We start from the raw sequence: 19,390 nt of genomic DNA on the forward strand, positions 1-19,390 counted from the left end.
CCTGATGGATTTGCTCTGTGTATTAATTAACGGGCACGACGTTCAGGGCAAAATGCGTAGACGAGCCTTCCCGTTCATCATGAGAGATGAATTTCCGTAGCCATATTCTTTTTTATGAGCGTAGGTGAAGGTCTGGTTTTCTCGCCGAATAACCCTTTATTTTTTGTGCCTGACTAGTGCTTTCGTATTAGATGATATAGTCAGAAAAAAATCTTTCTGCAAATTAAGATCTATTGATAAAGGTGTTAGTGCGTCTGAAATATAACGGAGTTTGTGTTAAGGAGAGGTGGGGCAGGCTAACAATGTATGATGATTTTTTATTTATCTTTATGTTTTATAATGAATTTTAATTTCTTCTTCTTTTTCTTTTTTAACATAAAAACAATACCTTTTGTGAAGGTATTCAGTAATATTAAATTTTATAAAAATCATTTGAAGTATTGTGTTATTAGGCTATAAAATTTTTTTAAACAAAGAATATATTCTTGTTGTGGTGTGGTATTTATTGCTACTGATAAGCGTCAGACGCAAAGAATATATTTTCGAGGCATGAATGAGATATGAATATTGACCAGCTTCATACTGAGAAGCTGGTCACAAAAAATGTCTATTATCGGCCTGCATTTTTCATAATGCGTGCTTTATCCAGTTGCCACTCACGTTCTTTAAGATCGGAACGTTTATCATGTTGTTTTTTACCTTTCGCCACGCCGATCTTCACTTTGCACCAGGCATTTTTCCAGTACAGAGAAAGCGCGACGACAGTATAACCTTCACGATTAATACGGCCATACAGCGAATCAAGCTCACGCTGATTTAACAACAGTTTGCGGGTTCGGGTTGGGTCGCATACGACATGTGTCGAGGCGACCGCCATCGGCGTAAAGTTTGCGCCAAACAGCCAGGCCTCGCCATCTTTGAGGATAACGTAACTGTCGCCGATATTGGCTTTTCCTGCGCGCAGAGATTTTACTTCCCAGCCTTGCAGGGCGAGACCAGCCTCGAACTCTTCTTCGATAAAGTATTCGTGCCGGGCGCGCTTATTCAGCGCGATGGTGGCTGAGCCCGGTTTATGTGCTTTTTTCTTCGTCATAAGTGTCGTGAATTCATAGGTAATCTGATATCGAAAACACCCCATTACGTCCTGATGAGGTGCAAAAATCTATCTTAGCATGAGTTGGGCTATGCACGCACAATTAAGGCATGACGGTTGGGGACAGCATTTTTTTTACTCGCTGATAAGTGGTATTATTTACACGATTTATGTTGATGGGAATTGCTATGCCTCAGATTAGTCGGACTGCTTTAGTCCCCTACAGTGCGGAACAGATGTATCAGTTAGTGAATGACGTGCAATCGTATCCCCAGTTTTTGCCTGGGTGTGTTGGTAGTCGCGTCCTGGAGTCATCGCCAGCACAGATGACGGCGGCTGTTGACGTGTCGAAGGCGGGTATCAGCAAGACGTTTACGACGCGTAATCAGCTAACGCGTAACCAGAGCATTCTGATGCATCTGGTGGATGGCCCCTTTAAAAAGCTGATCGGCGGCTGGAAATTTACCCCGCTCAGCCCCGAGGCGTGCCGCATTGAGTTTCAGCTTGATTTTGAGTTTACCAATAAACTCATTGAGCTGGCGTTTGGTCGTATATTCAAAGAGTTAGCGTCCAACATGGTGCAGGCGTTTACGGTTCGCGCCAAAGAGGTTTACCGTGCCGGATAAACTTGTGGTTGAAGTGGCTTATGCGCTGCCGGAAAAGCAGTATTTGCAGCGCGTAACGCTGGAGGAGGACGCGACGGTCGAAGAGGCGATTCGCGCTTCCGGCTTGCTGGAATTGCGCACGGATATCGATCTGGCGAAAAATAAAGTAGGTATCTACAGTCGTCCGGTAAAACTCACCGATACGGTGCAGGATGGCGATCGGGTTGAAATTTACCGTCCCTTAATCGCCGATCCAAAAGCATTACGCCGCCAGCGCGCCGAAAAATCGGCTGGCAGATAATTAGCCTCTTTTGCCGGATAACGGTGTGGAAGCCGTACCACACCTGAAGCACAGGTGTGCCTGTAAGCCAGATAAACGTAGCGCCATCAGGCAAATTCGTACCAAATGGCGGGGGTGAGGTTTGCAGGCCTGATGAACGTAACCTCATCAGGCGGTATCACAAAATTACTTCGTCAACGCCGGTTTGTTATCAATATTGGTTAACACGCCGCTGCTGTTAAAGGTGAGCGTCAGAGTCTGCTGCGTCACGTTCTCGTGTCCTGGCTGCTGGCGGAAGACATAAAACCAGGTATTCGTACCAAAAGGATCGGTCATCATCGGCGTGCCTAAAGCATACGCAACCTGTTGTTGCGTCATACCAACACGCACTTTGGCGACATCCGTAGGTGTAAGATAGTTCCCCTGATTGATGTCAGGTCGGTAAACCACTCGCTCCAGAGTGGAACAGCCTGCGGTCAACATCAGGAGTACTGCTGCGGCAGCAGTCAGCGTTTTACAGCGCATAGTGATTGGGTTCCTTTTCGGGCCTGAGCAGTACGTGGCTCATATTAATATGCCGATGATAATAGACCTTTCATCACTTTAAAACCTTTTGCTGTCGGGTCTTACGGCGTTTTTGTTGTGAACTCAGACCTTCGGGAGATAAAAAAGTTTACGCCGCCAGCAGTTCTTTTGCGTTTGCCAGCGTATTACGCGTAACTTCACTTCCTCCCAACAGGCGGGCCAGTTCCTGTAAACGCGCACGTTTATCCAAAGGTTGCATATGTGTTTCGGTCATTGCCCCGTCTGTTTCTTTACTGACAAAGAAGTGCTGGTGACCGCACCCGGCTACCTGTGGCAGGTGAGTGACGCACATCACCTGAGTGGATTCGCCAAGCTGGCGCAGGAGTTTACCGACCACGGCGGCGGTTGGGCCGCTGATGCCAACATCAACCTCGTCAAAAATTAGCGCCGGCGTTTCCATTTTGCGCGCGGTAATCACCTGAATAGCCAGCGCAATGCGCGACAGTTCACCGCCAGACGCGACTTTAGCGATAGGCTGCAGCGGCTGACCTGGGTTTGTCGTCACTTTAAACTCCACGCGATCGGCGCCGTCGTTGCTCAGATGATGCTCATCAAATTTCACGTCGATAGTAAACAGACCGTGCGGCATCGAAAGTAAATGCATACTTTCAGTGATCAACTGCCCCAGCTCCTGGGCGTAAAACTGACGCTGTTGATGCAGTGCTTGCGCCGTTTCCAGCGCTTGTTGGTGATGCTTATTAACCGCCAGCGTTAGCGTTTCCAGCGAATCGGCCTGATCGTCGAGCTGCTGCTGTTCTTCGAGCAGTGACTGATAAAGCTGCGGCAGCGCTTCTGGGCTGACATGATGTTTTCGCGCCAGCGAAATTTGTTTAGCGATGCGCTGTTCAAGTTCAAACAGGCGATTGGGGTCTAAATCCAGACGCTCGCAATAGTGGCGTAATTCATCGCTGGCTTCGGTGAGTTGGATAGTGGCTTCTTCCAGCATATCCAGGATGCCGGAAAGCTTGCTGTCCATACCTACCAGCTCGCTAACCAGTTGTTTTGCGCTATATAACTGGCTTTGCAGGTTAACGTCTTCGCCGTCCGCGAGTAGCGCCAGAGCGTTCTGGCTGGTCGTAAGCAACTGCCCACTGTTGGCCAGCCGTTTGTACTCTTCGTCAATTTGCTCGAATTCGCCGGCCTGCGGATTAAAGTCGTTCAACTCTTTTAACTGATATTGCAGCAGTTCCGCGCGCGCGGCGCGTTCCTGGCTTTGTTGCTGGTGATGGGCGAGATCGCGGCAGCTTTGATGCCATAATTGGTAGCGAGCAGCCATCTGCTGCGCTAAAGCGGCTTCGTTGGCATAGCTATCCAGCAGCGATTTTTGCTGTTCGGGTTTGGTAAGCTGCTGGTGCGCATGTTGACCGTGAATTTGAATCAGCAACTGACCGAGCTCGCGCAATTGAGACAGGGGCACAGCGGTGCCGTTAATAAAGCCCCGTGAGCGACCATCGCTGCTGATAACGCGGCGAAGTAAGCATTCGCGCCCTTCTTCAAGCTGGTTTTCTTCCAGCCAGCGCAATGCCGCAGGCGTGTCTTTCAGCGCAAAGCGGGCACACAAATCGGCACGGGTCGCTCCGCTACGGACCATATCGGCCTCAGCGCGACCGCCCAGACACAGACCCAGAGCATCAATCGCAATAGATTTACCCGCGCCGGTTTCACCAGTAATGACGGTCATTCCGCTCTGAAAATCGATCTCAAGCTCACGAACGATAGCAAAATTGCTGATGGTCAGTTGCGCCAACATAGCTGTTTTCCTGTATGAAAAACCATGACTGTAATTAAATACAGTATAAACTGGTTTTTTATACAGTAAAGAGGCTAACGTAAAATTAGAATAATTTTTTTGACCAACCGAGTTTTGTGCTTAATGTATTGAAATAGCTATAGTCTTTGGGATGTATGAGGTTGAGATGGTAATCGCAGCGGCGAATCAGCACATCTTCTCCTTCCTGAATAGGCAGCGCTATCTGGCTGTCGCAGCTAATTTCCAGATCGCTACGGCGATGCGAAAAACGCAGACGAATCGTGCTACTGCTGTTAATGACTAACGGGCGCGCCGACAAGGTATGCGGGAACATCGGCACCAGGGTGATTGCATCCAGTGAAGGGGTCAGAATAGGGCCGCCTGCGGAGAGCGAATAGGCGGTGGAGCCGGTCGGCGTAGAAATGATCAAACCATCAGACCGCTGTGAAAAAGCGAAGGTTTCATCAATATAAACCTCGAATTCGATCATATGCGCCACTTTTCCCGGATGCAGCACCACTTCATTAATGGCTGTGCTGATACGCTTCTGGCGGTCCTGTTGGCAGACCTGCGCTTCCAGCAGAAAACGTTTTTCGGAGATATAGCGCCCTTCCAGCACATCAGATAATTGTTGCAGGGCGTTGTCCGGATCGAGATCGGTCAGGAAGCCAAGATTACCGCGGTTAATGCCAATCACATTGATGTCATAACGCGCCAGCGTACGCGCTGCGCCAAGCATATTGCCGTCGCCGCCCACGACTACCGCCAGATCCGCCTGTTGACCAATTTCCGCCAGCGTGCCGGTTGGCACATTTTTTAGCTGTAATTCGTGGGCGATTTGTTGCTCCACAATGACCTCATAACCCTGATCGCATAGCCAACGGTAGAGCATTTCATGTGTCGTGAGTGCGGTGGGATGACGCGGATGCCCCACAATGCCGATACACTTGAAATGATTATTCATTTTTCTGAGGTCCTTGTAGCGAAGATTGATGACAATGTGAGTACTTCCCTTGAAACCCTGAATCTGATCCCCATAATAAGCGAAGTTAGCGAGATGAATGCGAAAAAAAACGCGGAGAAATTCATGAGTAGTAAAGAACAGAAAACGCCTGAGGGGCAAGCCCCGGAAGAAATTATCATGGATCAGCACGAAGAGGTTGAGGCAGTTGAACCAAACGATTCTGCTGAGCAGGTGGATCCGCGCGATGAAAAAATTGCGAATCTGGAAGTTCAGCTTGCAGAAGCCCAGACTCGCGAACGCGACACCGTGTTGCGTATCAAAGCGGAAATGGAAAACCTGCGCCGTCGTACTGAACAGGATATCGAAAAAGCGCATAAATTCGCTCTCGAGAAGTTCGTCAACGAATTGCTGCCGGTAATTGATAGCCTGGATCGCGCGCTGGAAGTCGCAGACAAAGCCAATCCGGATATGGCGGCAATGGTCGAAGGGATTGAGCTGACGCTGAAGTCTATGCTGGATGTGGTGCGTAAGTTCGGCGTGGAAGTGATTGCTGAGACCAACGTGCCGCTGGACCCGAACGTGCATCAGGCGATTGCGATGGTGGAGTCGGAAGAGGTTCCGGCAGGCAATGTGCTGGGTATTATGCAGAAAGGCTATACGCTGAACGGTCGTACCATTCGCGCGGCGATGGTGACTGTAGCGAAGGCGAAGTAAAAGTTTGATGGCCGATGTAAAGTCGGCCATTTTTTTAGCTTAAAAAATCCTGCACTTCCAGCCACGGCGTGTTGAAGTCCTCTATTTTTTTATATTCGCTCATTGGCAGAACGACCACATTATAGGTGTCAGATCCTTCATTCAGATCAAAAATCTGGAAGCCCCTCTTATTGAGTTCGGTCTGGATGCGTTCAAAGATCTCGTCAAGGTAACGGTCCCCGGCTTCACAGACATCGGAGATTTCATCCTCTTGGGTTATTTCGACAAGAAGATTTCTTAATTCCTCAGAATCCGTCAGGTTTTTTGTGAGTTCATAAAAGCGATCTGCGGCAAAATTAGCCAGTTCGCCTTCTTCATCTTCACCTTTCCAGTCAACGAGGTGAATAAATCCTTCGCCGCGTAGAACTTGTAAAAATGCCTGTGCCAGCTCGTTATTTCCGAGATCGCCACCGCTACAATCCAGGACGTCCTGCAACCCATATTCGTCTTCATCTTCGTCTTCAAAGATTTCAGGTTGCGTCGAAAGTTGAGAGAAAATAGTGGGCCATAAGGTTGGGTTGTGCGATAAAAAAACGTTAGCGACGACGTTGAGGTCGTCTGCAAAATTCTTATCCCATTCAATTACATAATCTTCTGACATAACATCAATATCCTTTCTGAATGCCTGAAAAGACATTATTGCATTGTTAAGTAAATGGCAGGAATTGATGGAATCTTAAAAGACGGCGATAAAAAGGCGAACCGGAGTTCGCCATTGTGTTACTCCGCCACACTCTCGCGCAGCGGCTTTACCGGTACAACCTTTACCTGCTTAATCATATTTTCCTGTACATCGAGAATATCGATATCGTACTGCTCAATGCGCACGCGCGTGCCAGCAACCGGAATTTCCTCCAGCGCCTCCAGAATCACCCCGTTGACGGTGCGCGCGTCATCTTCCGGCAGGTGCCAGTTAAACGCTTTATTGATTTCCCGGACGTTGGCGGTACCGTCAATAATGACCGAACCGTCGTTTTGCGGCGTGACCTCTTCCGCCAGTGTCGGCGACATCGATGTGGTGAAGTCGCCAACGATCTCCTCGAGAATATCTTCCACGGTGACCAGCCCCTGGATATCGCCATATTCGTTGACGACCAGTCCGACTTTCTTTTTATTGCGCTGAAATTTAATCAGTTGCGTACTGAGCGGCGTACCTTCCGGGACGTAATAGATTTCATCGGCGGCGCGCAGCATCATCTCTTTGGTGAACTCTTTTTTCTCGGCCATTAACCGCCAGGCTTCACGCACGCGCAGCATACTGATGGCGTCATCCAGCGAATCGCGATAGAGCACAATGCGTCCGTGCGGCGAGTGGGTGAGCTGCCGCTCGATAGACTTCCAGTCGTCATTGATATCGATCCCGATAATTTCATTACGCGGCACCATGATGTCATCCACGCTGACCTTTTCCAGGTCGAGAACCGACAGCAGCATATCCTGATTGCGGCGAGAGATTTGCGAACGGGATTCATGCACGATAGTGCGTAATTCCTCTTTGCTTAACGACCCGCTGACCACGATGTCCGTTTTAATTCCCATCAGACGCATCAGTAGGCGGGTGATGGTGTTAAGTAACCACACCAGCGGCATCATCAGTATCTGTAACGGCGCCAGCAGGAAGCTGCTGGGATAGGCCACTTTTTCCGGATAGAGCGCGGCGATAGTCTTGGGCAGGACTTCGGCAAAAACTAGCACGACAAACGTCAGTACCCCGGTGGCGATAGCCACGCCGGCGTCGCCGTAAAGCCGCATACCCACAATCGTGCCGAGCGCCGAGGCAAGAATGTTGACCAGGTTATTGCCGATCAGCACCAGGCTTATCAGTCGGTCGGGTTTACGCAATAATTTTTCTACCCGTTTTGCCGAGCGATTACCTTGCTTCGCCATATGGCGTAAACGGTAACGGTTTAGCGTCATCATTCCAGTTTCGGAACCGGAAAAATAGGCCGAGATGACCACCATGATGATTAATATGATAATCAGCGTGGTGGTGGAGATGTGTTCCAGGGGAAACTCCTTTAAAAGCTTAGCTTACAAATTGCTGTAATATGCGGCTACCAAAATAGGCCAGCGTCAGAATACCCGCGCCTGCGACGTTAAACCACACGACCCGCCGACCCCGCCAGCCTTCATGGTAATGCCCCCACAGCAGAACGATATAGACAAACCATGCCACGATAGAGAGCACGGCTTTATCAATATTTTCAGTACTGAACAGGTTATGCATGTAAAACAGGCCGGTACACAGAGTAAGGGTCAGCAGTACGACGCCAATCTGCGTGATATGAAACATTTTGCGCTCAATGCTCATCAATGGCGGCATTTCATTACTAAACGCCAGCTTTTTGTTCTTCAACTGATAGTCGATCCACGCCAGTTGTAGCGCATACAGCGCGGCGATTATCAGCGTCGCGTAAGAGAAAAGCGACAGACCGATGTGCACCATCATGCCTGGGGTCGCTTCCAGATGCGTAATATATTCATTAGGCATGAACGTGGCGAAGGCCAGGTTAATCAGCGCAAAAGCATAGACAATGGGCAGAAGTAACCAGCCGCGATTACGCGACGCGACAATGGTCATCACCGTGCAGATCATCAGGCTGACCAGCGAACCGACATTCAGCAGGCTCAGGTTTTGTCCACTGTCGCCGCCGGGCAGAATACGCGATTCCAGCGCGACAGCATGGCACACCAGCGCGATGACCGCAGAAAGAATAGCCATACGCCGCCAGCCGCTGTTTTTTTGCAACAGTCCGGGAACGATCAGCGCGAGGCTGAAGGAGTAGGCGACAAGGGCAAGTAAAGCAAAAACGGGCATAGTTGTGTCGACAGTTGACCAGTGAGAAAGAGAAGCAGTATAGCGTTACGTGACCGCAGCTCCAACCGTTGCATAACAACAAAGACGGCTTCATGGTATACTGTGGCGAAATTCTGTAACTGTGTCGCTGCGGCGACCAACCGTTTCCACCCCAGGCGAGAGACAATGTTTGATAATTTAACCGATCGTTTGTCGCGCACGCTGCGCAACATCAGTGGCCGTGGGCGCCTTACTGAAGACAACGTTAAAGAGACGCTGCGCGAAGTGCGCATGGCGCTGCTGGAGGCTGACGTTGCGCTGCCGGTAGTGCGTGAGTTCATCAATCGCGTAAAAGAGAAAGCGGTTGGTCATGAAGTTAACAAGAGCCTGACCCCAGGGCAGGAGTTCGTCAAGATTGTCCGTAGCGAACTGGTTGCGGCAATGGGCGAAGAAAACCAGACCCTGAATCTGGCTGCGCAGCCGCCAGCCGTAGTATTGATGGCGGGTCTGCAGGGGGCGGGTAAAACCACCAGCGTCGGTAAGTTGGGTAAATTCTTGCGCGAGAAGCACAAGAAGAAAGTGCTGGTCGTCTCTGCCGACGTCTATCGCCCGGCGGCGATCAAACAGCTCGAAACGCTGGCTGAGCAGGTTGGCGTAGATTTCTTCCCGTCTGATGTCGGCCAGAAACCGGTTGATATCGTCAACGCCGCGCTGAAAGAAGCGAAGCTCAAATTCTACGACGTGCTGCTGGTGGATACCGCCGGTCGTCTGCACGTTGACGAAGCGATGATGGACGAAATCAAACAGGTCCACGCTTCTATCAAGCCAGTAGAAACGCTGTTTGTCGTCGATGCGATGACCGGTCAGGATGCGGCGAATACCGCAAAAGCCTTTAACGAAGCGCTGCCGTTAACCGGCGTGGTGCTGACCAAAGTTGATGGTGATGCGCGTGGCGGTGCGGCGCTCTCTATTCGTCATATCACCGGTAAGCCGATTAAATTCCTCGGTGTCGGCGAGAAAACCGACGCGCTGGAGCCGTTCCACCCGGATCGTATCGCCTCGCGTATTCTCGGCATGGGCGACGTACTGTCTCTTATCGAAGATATCGAAAGCAAAGTTGACCGCGCACAGGCTGAAAAGCTGGCGACCAAACTGAAGAAAGGCGACGGTTTCGACCTGAACGACTTCCTGGAACAGCTCAAACAGATGAAAAACATGGGCGGTATGGCCAGTCTGATGGGCAAATTACCGGGTATGGGGCAGATTCCGGACAACGTTAAATCACAGATGGATGACAAGGTGCTGGTGCGTATGGAAGCGATCATCAATTCGATGACGCTGAAAGAGCGCGCGAAGCCGGAAATCATCAAAGGTTCCCGCAAGCGTCGTATCGCGCAGGGCTGTGGGATGCAGGTGCAGGACGTTAACCGCCTTCTGAAACAGTTCGACGACATGCAGCGCATGATGAAGAAGATGAAGAAGGGCGGGATGGCGAAGATGATGCGGAGTATGAAGGGGATGATGCCGCCAGGCTTCCCGGGTAGATAAATATATCGGGCTACCTTATTTGCCATTTTGACGCCGGAGTGTGCTCGACAAAACACGATAGTGTTTTGAACGCCCTTTAGGGCGGCCCGAAGGGCGAGCGGAGCGAGTAAATGCTCACGTACTGCGTGTACGCTCCGCTTTCTGCGCGCACGCCGACGCCAAACTGGCTGCAACGGTCACGCCCTGGAATCAAGCTTCATCACATGTTGATTGCTTTTTTCCCAGAAATCAGTAAAATTTTCGGGCTTTTAATATGACGCCGGGCTCCGTTCCTCGATGGGGCCCGGTTGTTTTATTCACACAAGAGGATGTTATGGTAACTATTCGTTTAGCTCGTCACGGCGCTAAAAAGCGTCCGTTCTACCAGGTTGTTGTCACCGACAGCCGTAATGCACGCAACGGTCGCTTCATTGAGCGCGTTGGTTTCTTCAACCCAATCGCTAGCGAAAAAGAAGAAGGCACCCGCCTGGATCTGGATCGCATCGCTCACTGGGTTGGCCAGGGCGCAACCATTTCCGATCGCGTTGCGGCGCTGATCAAAGAAGTAAAAAAAGCAGCTTAATCTGTCACGGTGGTCATGATGAGCAAGCAACTCGCCGCACAAGTACCCGCTGAACCGGTTGTACTGGGGAAAATGGGTTCTTCATACGGTATCCGTGGTTGGCTCAGAGTGTTTTCCTCCACTGAAGACGCCGAAAGCATTTTTGACTATCAGCCCTGGTTTATCCAGAAGGCGGGTCAGTGGCAGCAGGTACAGCTGGAAAGCTGGAAGCACCACAATCAGGATCTGATCATCAAGCTGAAAGGCGTTGACGATCGAGATGCCGCGAATCTTCTGACCAATTGCGAAATTGTCGTGGATTCCTCGCAACTTCCTGCGCTTGAGGAGGGAGACTACTACTGGAAAGACCTGATGGGCTGCCAGGTAGTCACCGCTGAAGGCTACGATCTCGGTAAAGTTATCGACATGATGGAAACCGGGTCGAATGACGTTCTCGTCATTAAGGCGAACCTGAAAGATGCATTTGGTATCAAGGAACGACTAGTACCGTTCCTCGATGGGCAGGTTATCAAGAAAGTCGATCTCGCTACTCGTACTATCGAAGTAGACTGGGATCCTGGTTTTTAAACCACCGGATAAACGGTAATAAATGGCGTTATGGGGATTGGCTTGTGTTTATTGGCATAGTTAGCCTGTTTCCTGAAATGTTCCGCGCAATTACCGATTACGGGGTAACTGGCCGGGCAGTAAAAAAAGGCCTGCTGAACATCCAAAGCTGGAGTCCTCGCGACTTCACGCATGACCGGCACCGTACCGTGGACGATCGTCCTTACGGCGGCGGACCGGGGATGTTAATGATGGTGCAACCCTTGCGGGACGCCATTCACGCAGCAAAAGCCGCGGCAGGTGAAGGCGCTAAAGTGATTTATCTGTCGCCTCAGGGACGCAAGCTTGATCAAGCGGGCGTTAGCGAGCTGGCCACGAATCAGAAACTTATTCTGGTGTGTGGTCGCTACGAAGGCGTAGATGAGCGCGTAATTCAGACCGAAATTGACGAAGAATGGTCAATTGGCGATTACGTTCTCAGCGGTGGCGAACTACCGGCAATGACGCTGATTGACTCCGTCGCCCGGTTTATACCGGGAGTTCTGGGGCATGAAGCATCAGCAATCGAAGATTCGTTTGCTGATGGGTTGCTGGATTGTCCGCACTATACGCGCCCTGAAGTGTTAGAGGGGATGGAAGTACCGCCAGTATTGCTGTCGGGAAACCATGCCGAGATACGTCGCTGGCGTTTGAAACAGTCGCTGGGCCGAACCTGGCTTAGAAGACCTGAACTTCTGGAAAACCTGGCTCTGACTGAAGAGCAAGCAAGGTTGCTGGCGGAGTTCAAAACAGAACACGCACAACAGCAGCATAAACATGATGGGATGGCATAGGCCCCCAAATATCAGTTTACCCAGGATAAGAGATTAAATTATGAGCAACATTATTAAGCAACTTGAACAAGAGCAGATGAAGCAGAACGTACCTTCCTTCCGTCCGGGCGATACCGTGGAAGTGAAAGTATGGGTTGTTGAAGGTACCAAGAAACGTCTGCAGGCATTCGAGGGCGTGGTTATCGCTATTCGTAACCGCGGTCTGCACTCTGCATTCACTGTTCGTAAAATTTCCAACGGCGAAGGCGTTGAGCGTGTCTTCCAGACTCACTCTCCGGTAGTTGACAGCATTGCTGTTAAACGTCGTGGTGCTGTTCGTAAAGCTAAACTGTACTACCTGCGTGAGCGTACTGGTAAAGCGGCTCGTATCAAAGAGCGTCTTAACTAAGAACGCGCTTTCGCAACATCCGAAAGCTTGTAGAAAAGAAGGGGCTGGCATTACGCTGGCCCCTTTTTTATGGGTTTGCTCCACGCCATAGACGGTTGCATGATTAGGCTGGGTCTGTGGTCTCAACGCTGAGTCAGAAACGGCCAGGCCCGTTCCTTAGTTTAGCGAGCGTTCCGCACGCCGGTGTTTAGCCTGATACATATTTCGATCGGCCAGTTCTTGTAGTTTTTCGGCAGTGGCATGTTCCCATGTCAGCGCAAAGCCAATACTCAGGGTCATCGTTATCCTCTGGCCGTTATGCAGTTCAAAAGGTCGATTAAACGCCTGGGATAGCGCTGCGCAAATACGTTGTACTTCATATTCCGAATGTACATCGTAAAGCACCATCGCAAATTCATCGCCGCCGAGTCGGTAAGTCTGATAACGGCTACCACCGAATTCCGCTAATCTTTTGGCAACCTCTATAAGTACGCGGTCGCCTGCCGCATGTCCCCAGGTATCATTAATATATTTAAAGTTATCGCCATCCAGAAATAACAATGCCGAACTGCTACGAGCGGAATTGCCCTTCATCAGCGCGTTAATACAGCTGCGAAATGCCGCGCGATTGGCAAGCCCCGTCAGCGGATCGTGCAGCGCGGTACGTAGTAACTGGGCATTTTTAGCCTGAAGCCGTAGCTGCCATTCTTCCATCTCATCCAGAAGGCTATTGAAATCCTGCGCAAACAGGTGAAATTCCGCAATACGCTCATCAGGTACCCGGCGTGAAAAATTTCGGTTAGTGCGAACGTCGTGTACAACTTCAGTAATATTTTGCAGCGCATCCACAACGCCATTGTGTAAATAACGCGTGAGCAGCAGGGCAATGCCGGATGCCAGCAGAATACATCCTGTCAGCACTGCCAGCGATAGCCAGATAAAATGACCAATAAGGCTGTCGCGGGCGACAAGCCGTACTTCGCCGATGGCCCTGCCGTTGTGCCAGACGGGTTGCGATACCGGCAATGGAAAAAGCCAGTGGCTAATTAAGCCGATGAGCTTATCGTCTGCGGCTCGCGCATCATAGCGCCATGAGGCGATAGTACGGCCATTTTTATCGCGGACCTCCGCCGCTGAAAATTGTCCCTGGCGTCCCAGTGTGGCGAGCGTTTCCGCTGCGGCCGCGTTATCGGAAAATACCAGTGCCGCTTCAAGGCTGTGGGCCATTGTGGCGGCGGTCAAATCGAGATTTTTTTGCGCATACTGTTTGAGCGTAAGGACAGACGCAACGCAAATTAATAGCCAGATCAATGTCATCGTAAGCAGCACGCTGATTATACTAATCCGCCGTAGTGTGCGTTTAAATGTTGGTCTGGACAGAGGAAATTCCTTATTCATGCTTTTGATTCCGTGCAAGCATTAATACTTCTGGATTCACTCTCACGCCGCTATGCGAGAGGGAGTCCAGGTTGACGGAAAATTTGACTTCATCATTGTTAATGATCAGACAAAATGCGCTGCCAATAATACATTCGGTATTTTGCTCGGCAATTAATAACAAGGCATTAACTGGATAATGACGCGTTAACTCCACCTGATAAGCTGGCGATTCATTGCCAAAGTAAAAACCATCACAGCGGGCGCTCAGGGCTTCTTGTGTGGTACGGATGACAAGCGGTTGATAAGGGAAAGCCCAGTCAGCCTCTTCGCTAAGTACCCTGACAAAACGCGTAGATGAAAATATGCATAGCCTTGGCGGCCCGGATAACGCCGGCCAGTGTGTATAACTGACGATACCGGAGACGATGGCGCGTACGGATTTCTCTTCTTCCGTGACGCGTTGAGCATACAGAGGCAAGCTTGCTAATAATAGCGATAACAGAAGGATAAATCGGTGAGAAAAACGCATTAACAAGTCCCCACCATCTTCAGTCGTAAAGCATTAAAATACATCCGTGATTGTTTGTAGCAAAATAACATTATTTTGCCATATCGTCATTATGTCTTATTGATAATATGAATAATTTAAGTGGCATCCCTGATATTAAATTCTTGTGATAATGGTATTAATCACCCTGTATCAGAAAGTAAAAATATGTGTGCGGAGAAAAAATAATCAAAAAATAGCGAGCATCGCTCATTTTACCGCTTTTCTGAGGCTGGGAATAAAATAATTCACTTGTTGTGTAAAGTTTTTGATACGAAATGAAGGGATTTAATCGATGATTTCGCATGGTGTAAAGTTTATTTTACGCAATATGGATTGAAATCTTTACTTTTTGTGGTATGGTTTAAACATCCTCGTGGAGGATCAACTATCGCAAACAAGAAAAGACAGGATCGCCATCATGCAAAAAGACGCGCTGAATAACGTACGTATCACCGATGAACAGGTATTAATGACGCCGGAGCAGCTTAAAGCGGCCTTTCCGTTGAGCCTGGCGCAGGAAGCGCAGATAGCGCAGTCCCGGGGAATCATTTCTGACATTATTGCCGGGCGCGATCCGCGTCTGTTGGTGGTATGCGGTCCTTGTTCTATTCACGATCCTGAAACCGCTCTGGAATATGCCCGTCGATTTAAAGCCCTTGCCGCAGAGGTCAGCGATAGCCTCTATCTGGTAATGCGCGTCTATTTTGAAAAGCCGCGAACTACCGTCGGCTGGAAAGGGCTGATTAACGATCCTCACATGGATGGCTCATTTGATGTGGAAGCCGGGTTGAAAATAGCGCGTCAGCTACTGGTGGAACTGGTGAATATGGGGTTGCCATTGGCGACCGAAGCGTTGGATCCGAACAGCCCGCAATACTTGGGCGATCTGTTTAGCTGGTCGGCGATAGGCGCGCGCACAACCGAATCGCAAACCCACCGCGAAATGGCGTCTGGTCTTTCTATGCCGGTCGGCTTTAAAAACGGCACGGATGGCAGCCTGGCGACAGCGATTAACGCCATGCGCGCCGCTGCGCAACCTCATCGTTTTGTTGGCATTAACCAGGCCGGTCAGGTTGCGTTATTGCAAACCCAGGGAAATCCGCATGGCCATGTAATTCTGCGTGGCGGCAAAGCGCCAAACTATAGCCCGGCAGATGTCGCTCAGTGTGAAAAAGAGATGGAACAGGCGGGACTACGTCCTTCGCTGATGGTAGATTGCAGTCATGGTAACTCCAATAAAGATTATCGCCGCCAGCCAGCCGTTGCCGAATCTGTGGTTGCGCAGATTAAAGATGGCAATCGTTCAATCATTGGCTTAATGATTGAAAGTAATATTCATGAGGGTAATCAGTCTTCCGAGCAGCCGCGCAGCGAAATGAAGTATGGCGTTTCCGTCACCGATGCTTGTATTAGCTGGGAGATGACCGATGCCCTGTTACGTGAAATTCATAAAGATTTGAGCGGCCAGCTGGCGGCGCGCGTCGCATAAGAGGTTGTTATGGTTGCTGAATTGACCGCGTTACGCGATCAAATAGATGATGTCGATAAAGCGTTGTTGAATTTACTGGCTAAGCGCCTGGAACTGGTTGCCAAAGTCGGCGAGGTGAAAAGCCGTTTTGGCCTGCCTATTTACGTGCCGGAGCGTGAGGCCTCTATGCTGGCTTCACGACGGGCGGAAGCAGAAGCGATCGGTGTCCCGCCCGATCTCATTGAAGATGTCCTGCGCCGGGTAATGCGTGAATCTTACTCCAGCGAAAATGATAAGGGGTTCAAAACGCTTTGTCCTTCTCTGCGTCCGGTCGTCATTGTGGGCGGCGGCGGACAGATGGGGCGTCTGTTTGAAAAAATGCTCACGCTGTCGGGCTATCAGGTCCGTATTCTGGAACAACAGGACTGGCCGCGCGCCAGGGACATTGTCGCCGATGCCGGAATGGTGATCGTCAGCGTGCCGATTCATGTTACTGAACAGGTCATAGCGCAACTGCCGCCCCTGCCGTCCGACTGTATTCTGGTCGATCTGGCATCGGTGAAAAGCGGTCCGTTGCAGGCAATGTTGGCGGCCCATGATGGCCCCGTGTTGGGCTTGCATCCGATGTTTGGTCCGGACAGCGGGAGCCTGGCGAAGCAGGTGGTGGTCTGGTGTGACGGGCGTCAACCGGAAGCGTATCAGTGGTTCCTTGAGCAAATCCAGGTGTGGGGCGCGCGGTTGCATCGAATTAGCGCTGTCGAGCACGATCAGAACATGGCTTTTATCCAGGCGTTGCGCCATTTTGCTACCTTCGCTTATGGGCTGCATCTGGCGGAAGAGAACGTCCAGCTTGAGCAGCTTCTGGCGCTATCATCGCCGATTTATCGACTGGAGCTGGCGATGGTCGGGCGTCTGTTCGCCCAGGACCCGCAACTGTATGCGGACATTATTATGTCGTCGGAGCGCAATCTGGCGCTTATCAAGCGTTACTATAAACGTTTTGGCGATGCTATCGGGTTACTGGAACAGGGTGATAAGCAGGCTTTTATCGACAGTTTTCGCAAAGTTGAACACTGGTTTGGCGATTATGCCAGACGCTTCCAGAATGAAAGCCGTGTGTTATTGCGTCAGGCGAATGACAGCCGACCATAATGATGACATCTATACTAAAAGCCAGCTTTGCTGGCTTTTTTCGTTTAAGGAACCGTTATGACTACGCCGCACGTTTTATTTGATTATGTCGGACATCTACCAGAATGCCCCACATGGAGCGAGGATGAAAGCGCGCTGTATTGGACCGATATCCTGGAACAGGAGATCCATCGTTACCATCCGGCGAGCGGGACGCATAGCGTGCTGGCGTTTCCGGAAGAGGTGGGCTGTTTTGCCTTGCGTGAGCAGGGCGGATTTATTGTGGCCATGCGTCATGCTATCTGGCTGGCCGATAAAAATGGATTATTGCAGCGTAAGATTTGCGACAATCCCTCTAATACGAAACTGGCGCGTTTCAACGATGGCGGCACTGATGGCGATGGACGTTTTTATGCTGGAACGTTCTGGGCGCCAGGTGACTATAATGGCGCGTTGCTGATGCGGATCGATCATGACCTGACGGCAAAAGTGATCCAGTGCGATATCCAGGGACACAACGGCCTGGCGTTCAGCCCGAATAACCAGTGGATGTATACCTCCGATACGCCGAATGGTGTGATATACCGCACGTTACTTGATAAGCATGGCGAACCGGGCAAGCGTGAACTTTTTCGCCATTTTGGCGAAGGAGAAGGACTTCCCGACGGCGCGGCGATGGATAGTGAAGGGTGCTACTGGAGCGCGATGTTTGACGGCTGGCGCGTGGCGCGTTTCTCACCGCAAGGAGAGCAGCTGGAAGAGTACCGGTTGCCGGTACGTTGTCCGACGATGGTTTGCTTTGGCGGCGCAGATATGAAAACGCTGTTTATTACAACTACCAGAGAAAATATGTCTGCTCAGGAAGTGGCGGATTATCCGCTCTCCGGCGCCATCTTCACCCTGCAGGTAGCCGTCGCAGGGATGAAGAAAAGCCGTTTTATTGAACGTCAGGCAGGTTCTACCGGCACGACGTTTTCGCTGGGATAGCAGCCAAGCACTTTCATTGAGCGCGTGATCTCGCCCAGCTCTTTTAGCGCGCTTTGCATTACCTGCGACTCCAGGTTCGCCTGAATATCGAGATAAAACATCTCTTCCCACGGATTGCCGTGAATGGGACGCGACTCCAGTTTCGTCATGATGAGATTGTGGTTACGCAGCACCAGCAGCGCTTCGACCAGCGCGCCAGCCTGCTGCCCGGTGGCGATTAACAGAGTGGTTTTTGCCGGAACCTGATCGGAAACGTTGATAGCTTTGCGCGCCAGTACCAGAAAGCGGGTGATATTCTGCGTCTGGTTTGCGGCGATGCGTTCCAGCACCTGTAAACCGTGCAACATGCCGCCTGCCTCGCTGCCGAGCGCCGCGACGCGCGGAGAGTTCGCCTGCGCGACTTTTTCCATCGCTGCCGACGTACTCTCGGTATAGTCGATTTTCCAGTGCGGATAGCGGCTCAAAAATTTACTGCACTGCTGAAACGGCTGCGGATGGCTGTACACCGTTTCGATGGTATTCAGATCCGTAGCGCCGGAAACCAGTACGCAGTGATCGATAGTGACGGTCATCTCACCGACAATCGACAGACTGGTGTGTTGCAATAAGTCGTACACATCGTTGATAGCGCCGGAGCTGGTGTTCTCTATCGGAACCACGGCGTAATCGGCCTGGCCGGTTTCGACCTGATGAAAAATATCGGTGAATTTTGCGCAACCGCTCTCAATAAATTGCTCAAAATGGCGTGCAGCATACTGGCGCGCCGCGAGATGAGAATAGGAGCCTTTCGGCCCAAGAAACGCAATACGTGCCGAATGAGGGTGAGTATTATTCAGATGTTGTTGCAGCAGCGCCTGCTGAGTAAGCACGGAGTCTTCAATGATAAGCTGGAACAGACGGGTAATGTAGTGTGCGTCGAGATGGTGGGCTTTACCGAGATGGATGAGCCTGTCCAGCAGCGCGCGTTCACGATCGATATCCCGAACCGGACGATGCGACAGTAGTTTTGCTTGTCCCACTTCAATCGCCAGCGCGCGTCGTTTTGCCAGTAAGGCCAGTAACTCTTCGTCTAAAGCGCTGATTTTATCTCGCAGCGCCAGTAATGGGTTTTCCGATGTCATAGTGTTGCCTTTTTTGTTATCAATAAAAAAGGCCTCCCGGTGGGGGAGGCCTTCTTGTTCGTCTTCGCAT

At 50.7% G+C, this 19,390-nt stretch carries 21 protein-coding genes and 1 other annotated feature (1 of these 22 cut by a window edge); of the genes, 11 read left to right on the forward strand and 10 right to left on the reverse strand.

Going from position 1 to position 19,390, the window contains the following annotated elements; all coding sequences use genetic code 11:
• Window positions 1–610: 610 nt before the first annotated feature.
• Complete coding sequence (gene smpB / locus ACLJQD_RS20905) at window positions 611–1,093, reverse strand: SsrA-binding protein SmpB (RefSeq protein ID WP_001518569.1); 483 nt, start codon at window positions 1,091–1,093, stop codon at window positions 611–613.
• 188 nt (window positions 1,094–1,281) lie between these two features.
• On the opposite strand from smpB, the gene ACLJQD_RS20910 reads away from it, so the two are divergent.
• Complete coding sequence (locus ACLJQD_RS20910; protein WP_001537508.1) at window positions 1,282–1,719, forward strand: type II toxin-antitoxin system RatA family toxin; 438 nt, start codon at window positions 1,282–1,284, stop codon at window positions 1,717–1,719.
• Window positions 1,709–1,999 (forward strand): RnfH family protein, encoded by a 291-nt coding sequence (locus ACLJQD_RS20915; protein WP_017442219.1) that lies wholly within the window; start codon window positions 1,709–1,711, stop codon window positions 1,997–1,999. The genes ACLJQD_RS20910 and ACLJQD_RS20915 overlap by 11 nt, the downstream gene beginning before the upstream one ends.
• Window positions 2,000–2,164: 165 nt before the next feature.
• Here the strand turns inward: ACLJQD_RS20915 and bamE are convergent, their stop codons facing one another.
• From bamE to nadK, 3 genes are all read right to left on the reverse strand, one after another.
• Window positions 2,165–2,503 carry an outer membrane protein assembly factor BamE gene (gene bamE / locus ACLJQD_RS20920; RefSeq protein ID WP_001203445.1) on the reverse strand — a complete coding sequence of 113 codons (339 nt, stop codon included), beginning with the start codon at window positions 2,501–2,503 and terminating at the stop codon, window positions 2,165–2,167.
• Between the two features lie 148 nt (window positions 2,504–2,651).
• A complete protein-coding gene (gene recN / locus ACLJQD_RS20925) occupies window positions 2,652–4,313 on the reverse strand; it encodes a DNA repair protein RecN (RefSeq protein WP_000880958.1) in 1,662 nt (553 codons plus the stop codon).
• An 85-nt stretch (window positions 4,314–4,398) separates the two neighbouring features.
• Window positions 4,399–5,277: an NAD(+) kinase gene (gene nadK / locus ACLJQD_RS20930; protein ID WP_001059155.1), complete on the reverse strand. Its 879-nt coding sequence runs from the start codon at window positions 5,275–5,277 to the stop codon at window positions 4,399–4,401.
• A gap of 123 nt (window positions 5,278–5,400) precedes the next feature.
• On the opposite strand from nadK, the gene grpE reads away from it, so the two are divergent.
• The gene (gene grpE, locus ACLJQD_RS20935) at window positions 5,401–5,991 is read left to right on the forward strand and encodes a nucleotide exchange factor GrpE (RefSeq protein ID WP_001518875.1); all 591 of its coding nucleotides are present in this window, start codon (window positions 5,401–5,403) and stop codon (window positions 5,989–5,991) included.
• A 34-nt stretch (window positions 5,992–6,025) separates the two neighbouring features.
• Here grpE and ACLJQD_RS20940 read toward each other — a convergent pair whose 3' ends face one another.
• The 3 genes from ACLJQD_RS20940 to ACLJQD_RS20950 all read right to left on the reverse strand — a co-directional run bounded on the left by ACLJQD_RS20940 (window position 6,026) and on the right by ACLJQD_RS20950 (window position 8,848).
• The gene (locus ACLJQD_RS20940; protein ID WP_001287923.1) at window positions 6,026–6,631 is read right to left on the reverse strand and encodes a hypothetical protein; all 606 of its coding nucleotides are present in this window, start codon (window positions 6,629–6,631) and stop codon (window positions 6,026–6,028) included.
• A 119-nt stretch (window positions 6,632–6,750) separates the two neighbouring features.
• Window positions 6,751–8,037 (reverse strand): HlyC/CorC family transporter, encoded by a 1,287-nt coding sequence (locus ACLJQD_RS20945; protein WP_127172650.1) that lies wholly within the window; start codon window positions 8,035–8,037, stop codon window positions 6,751–6,753.
• Window positions 8,038–8,056: 19 nt separating this feature from the next.
• Window positions 8,057–8,848 carry an inner membrane protein YpjD gene (locus tag ACLJQD_RS20950; protein ID WP_001537507.1) on the reverse strand — a complete coding sequence of 264 codons (792 nt, stop codon included), beginning with the start codon at window positions 8,846–8,848 and terminating at the stop codon, window positions 8,057–8,059.
• A 165-nt stretch (window positions 8,849–9,013) separates the two neighbouring features.
• Here ACLJQD_RS20950 and ffh point away from each other — a divergent pair, with 165 nt between their 5' ends.
• The 5 genes from ffh (at window position 9,014) to rplS (ending at window position 12,704) form a co-directional block, all read left to right on the forward strand.
• Window positions 9,014–10,375, forward strand: a complete 1,362-nt coding sequence (ffh, locus tag ACLJQD_RS20955; RefSeq protein WP_000460052.1) for a signal recognition particle protein — start codon at window positions 9,014–9,016, stop codon at window positions 10,373–10,375.
• Between the two features lie 313 nt (window positions 10,376–10,688).
• A complete protein-coding gene (gene rpsP / locus ACLJQD_RS20960; RefSeq protein WP_000256453.1) occupies window positions 10,689–10,937 on the forward strand; it encodes a 30S ribosomal protein S16 in 249 nt (82 codons plus the stop codon).
• Between the two features lie 18 nt (window positions 10,938–10,955).
• Complete coding sequence (gene rimM, locus ACLJQD_RS20965) at window positions 10,956–11,504, forward strand: ribosome maturation factor RimM (RefSeq protein ID WP_000043266.1); 549 nt, start codon at window positions 10,956–10,958, stop codon at window positions 11,502–11,504.
• 44 nt (window positions 11,505–11,548) lie between these two features.
• Window positions 11,549–12,316 (forward strand): tRNA (guanosine(37)-N1)-methyltransferase TrmD, encoded by a 768-nt coding sequence (gene trmD, locus ACLJQD_RS20970; RefSeq protein ID WP_000469807.1) that lies wholly within the window; start codon window positions 11,549–11,551, stop codon window positions 12,314–12,316.
• A 40-nt stretch (window positions 12,317–12,356) separates the two neighbouring features.
• Complete coding sequence (gene rplS, locus ACLJQD_RS20975; protein ID WP_000065257.1) at window positions 12,357–12,704, forward strand: 50S ribosomal protein L19; 348 nt, start codon at window positions 12,357–12,359, stop codon at window positions 12,702–12,704.
• Window positions 12,705–12,860: 156 nt separating this feature from the next.
• On the opposite strand, the gene dgcN is transcribed toward rplS, so the two are convergent.
• Together dgcN and ACLJQD_RS20985 are read right to left on the reverse strand one after the other, a co-directional pair.
• Window positions 12,861–14,081 carry a diguanylate cyclase DgcN gene (gene dgcN, locus ACLJQD_RS20980; protein WP_017442220.1) on the reverse strand — a complete coding sequence of 407 codons (1,221 nt, stop codon included), beginning with the start codon at window positions 14,079–14,081 and terminating at the stop codon, window positions 12,861–12,863.
• Entirely contained in the window at window positions 14,074–14,592 is a 519-nt protein-coding gene (locus tag ACLJQD_RS20985; protein WP_017442221.1) for a YfiR family protein, read from the reverse strand. Before ACLJQD_RS20985 ends, dgcN begins: the two co-directional genes overlap by 8 nt.
• A gap of 439 nt (window positions 14,593–15,031) precedes the next feature.
• Between ACLJQD_RS20985 and aroF the strand changes: the two genes are divergently transcribed.
• From aroF to ACLJQD_RS21000, 3 genes are read left to right on the forward strand one after another with little or no spacing between them, the layout of a single operon-like run.
• Entirely contained in the window at window positions 15,032–16,102 is a 1,071-nt protein-coding gene (gene aroF, locus ACLJQD_RS20990; RefSeq protein ID WP_017442222.1) for a 3-deoxy-7-phosphoheptulonate synthase AroF, read from the forward strand.
• 9 nt (window positions 16,103–16,111) lie between these two features.
• Window positions 16,112–17,233 (forward strand): bifunctional chorismate mutase/prephenate dehydrogenase, encoded by a 1,122-nt coding sequence (tyrA, locus tag ACLJQD_RS20995; protein WP_000225191.1) that lies wholly within the window; start codon window positions 16,112–16,114, stop codon window positions 17,231–17,233.
• 57 nt (window positions 17,234–17,290) lie between these two features.
• Window positions 17,291–18,199, forward strand: a complete 909-nt coding sequence (locus ACLJQD_RS21000) for an SMP-30/gluconolactonase/LRE family protein (RefSeq protein ID WP_017442223.1) — start codon at window positions 17,291–17,293, stop codon at window positions 18,197–18,199.
• On the opposite strand, the gene pheA is transcribed toward ACLJQD_RS21000, so the two are convergent.
• Window positions 18,160–19,320, reverse strand: coding sequence for a bifunctional chorismate mutase/prephenate dehydratase (gene pheA, locus ACLJQD_RS21005; protein ID WP_000200080.1), 1,161 nt, complete (start codon window positions 19,318–19,320; stop codon window positions 18,160–18,162). The two genes, ACLJQD_RS21000 and pheA, sit on opposite strands and share 40 nt — an antisense overlap.
• Before the next feature lie 22 nt (window positions 19,321–19,342).
• Window positions 19,343–19,390, reverse strand: a sequence feature (Phe leader region); it runs 78 nt beyond the window's last position.

This window comes from Salmonella sp. SAL04214 (genome assembly GCF_046550615.1).
GTDB lineage: Bacteria > Pseudomonadota > Gammaproteobacteria > Enterobacterales > Enterobacteriaceae > Salmonella > Salmonella enterica.

What these genes read in the sequence shown, in the direction of transcription:
- ACLJQD_RS20950 (WP_001537507.1), bottom strand. Translation starts at nt 8,848, where the DNA reads ATGCCCGTTTTTGCTTTACTTGCCCTTGTCGCCTACTCCTTCAGCCTC.
- smpB (WP_001518569.1), bottom strand. Translation starts at nt 1,093, where the DNA reads ATGACGAAGAAAAAAGCACATAAACCGGGCTCAGCCACCATCGCGCTG.
- rpsP (WP_000256453.1), top strand. Translation starts at nt 10,689, where the DNA reads ATGGTAACTATTCGTTTAGCTCGTCACGGCGCTAAAAAGCGTCCGTTC.
- ACLJQD_RS20910 (WP_001537508.1), top strand. Translation starts at nt 1,282, where the DNA reads ATGCCTCAGATTAGTCGGACTGCTTTAGTCCCCTACAGTGCGGAACAG.
- ACLJQD_RS20940 (WP_001287923.1), bottom strand. Translation starts at nt 6,631, where the DNA reads ATGTCAGAAGATTATGTAATTGAATGGGATAAGAATTTTGCAGACGAC.
- tyrA (WP_000225191.1), top strand. Translation starts at nt 16,112, where the DNA reads ATGGTTGCTGAATTGACCGCGTTACGCGATCAAATAGATGATGTCGAT.
- aroF (WP_017442222.1), top strand. Translation starts at nt 15,032, where the DNA reads ATGCAAAAAGACGCGCTGAATAACGTACGTATCACCGATGAACAGGTA.
- recN (WP_000880958.1), bottom strand. Translation starts at nt 4,313, where the DNA reads ATGTTGGCGCAACTGACCATCAGCAATTTTGCTATCGTTCGTGAGCTT.
- ACLJQD_RS21000 (WP_017442223.1), top strand. Translation starts at nt 17,291, where the DNA reads ATGACTACGCCGCACGTTTTATTTGATTATGTCGGACATCTACCAGAA.
- rplS (WP_000065257.1), top strand. Translation starts at nt 12,357, where the DNA reads ATGAGCAACATTATTAAGCAACTTGAACAAGAGCAGATGAAGCAGAAC.
- ffh (WP_000460052.1), top strand. Translation starts at nt 9,014, where the DNA reads ATGTTTGATAATTTAACCGATCGTTTGTCGCGCACGCTGCGCAACATC.
- bamE (WP_001203445.1), bottom strand. Translation starts at nt 2,503, where the DNA reads ATGCGCTGTAAAACGCTGACTGCTGCCGCAGCAGTACTCCTGATGTTG.
- pheA (WP_000200080.1), bottom strand. Translation starts at nt 19,320, where the DNA reads ATGACATCGGAAAACCCATTACTGGCGCTGCGAGATAAAATCAGCGCT.
- nadK (WP_001059155.1), bottom strand. Translation starts at nt 5,277, where the DNA reads ATGAATAATCATTTCAAGTGTATCGGCATTGTGGGGCATCCGCGTCAT.
- rimM (WP_000043266.1), top strand. Translation starts at nt 10,956, where the DNA reads ATGAGCAAGCAACTCGCCGCACAAGTACCCGCTGAACCGGTTGTACTG.
- ACLJQD_RS20985 (WP_017442221.1), bottom strand. Translation starts at nt 14,592, where the DNA reads ATGCGTTTTTCTCACCGATTTATCCTTCTGTTATCGCTATTATTAGCA.
- dgcN (WP_017442220.1), bottom strand. Translation starts at nt 14,081, where the DNA reads ATGAATAAGGAATTTCCTCTGTCCAGACCAACATTTAAACGCACACTA.
- grpE (WP_001518875.1), top strand. Translation starts at nt 5,401, where the DNA reads ATGAGTAGTAAAGAACAGAAAACGCCTGAGGGGCAAGCCCCGGAAGAA.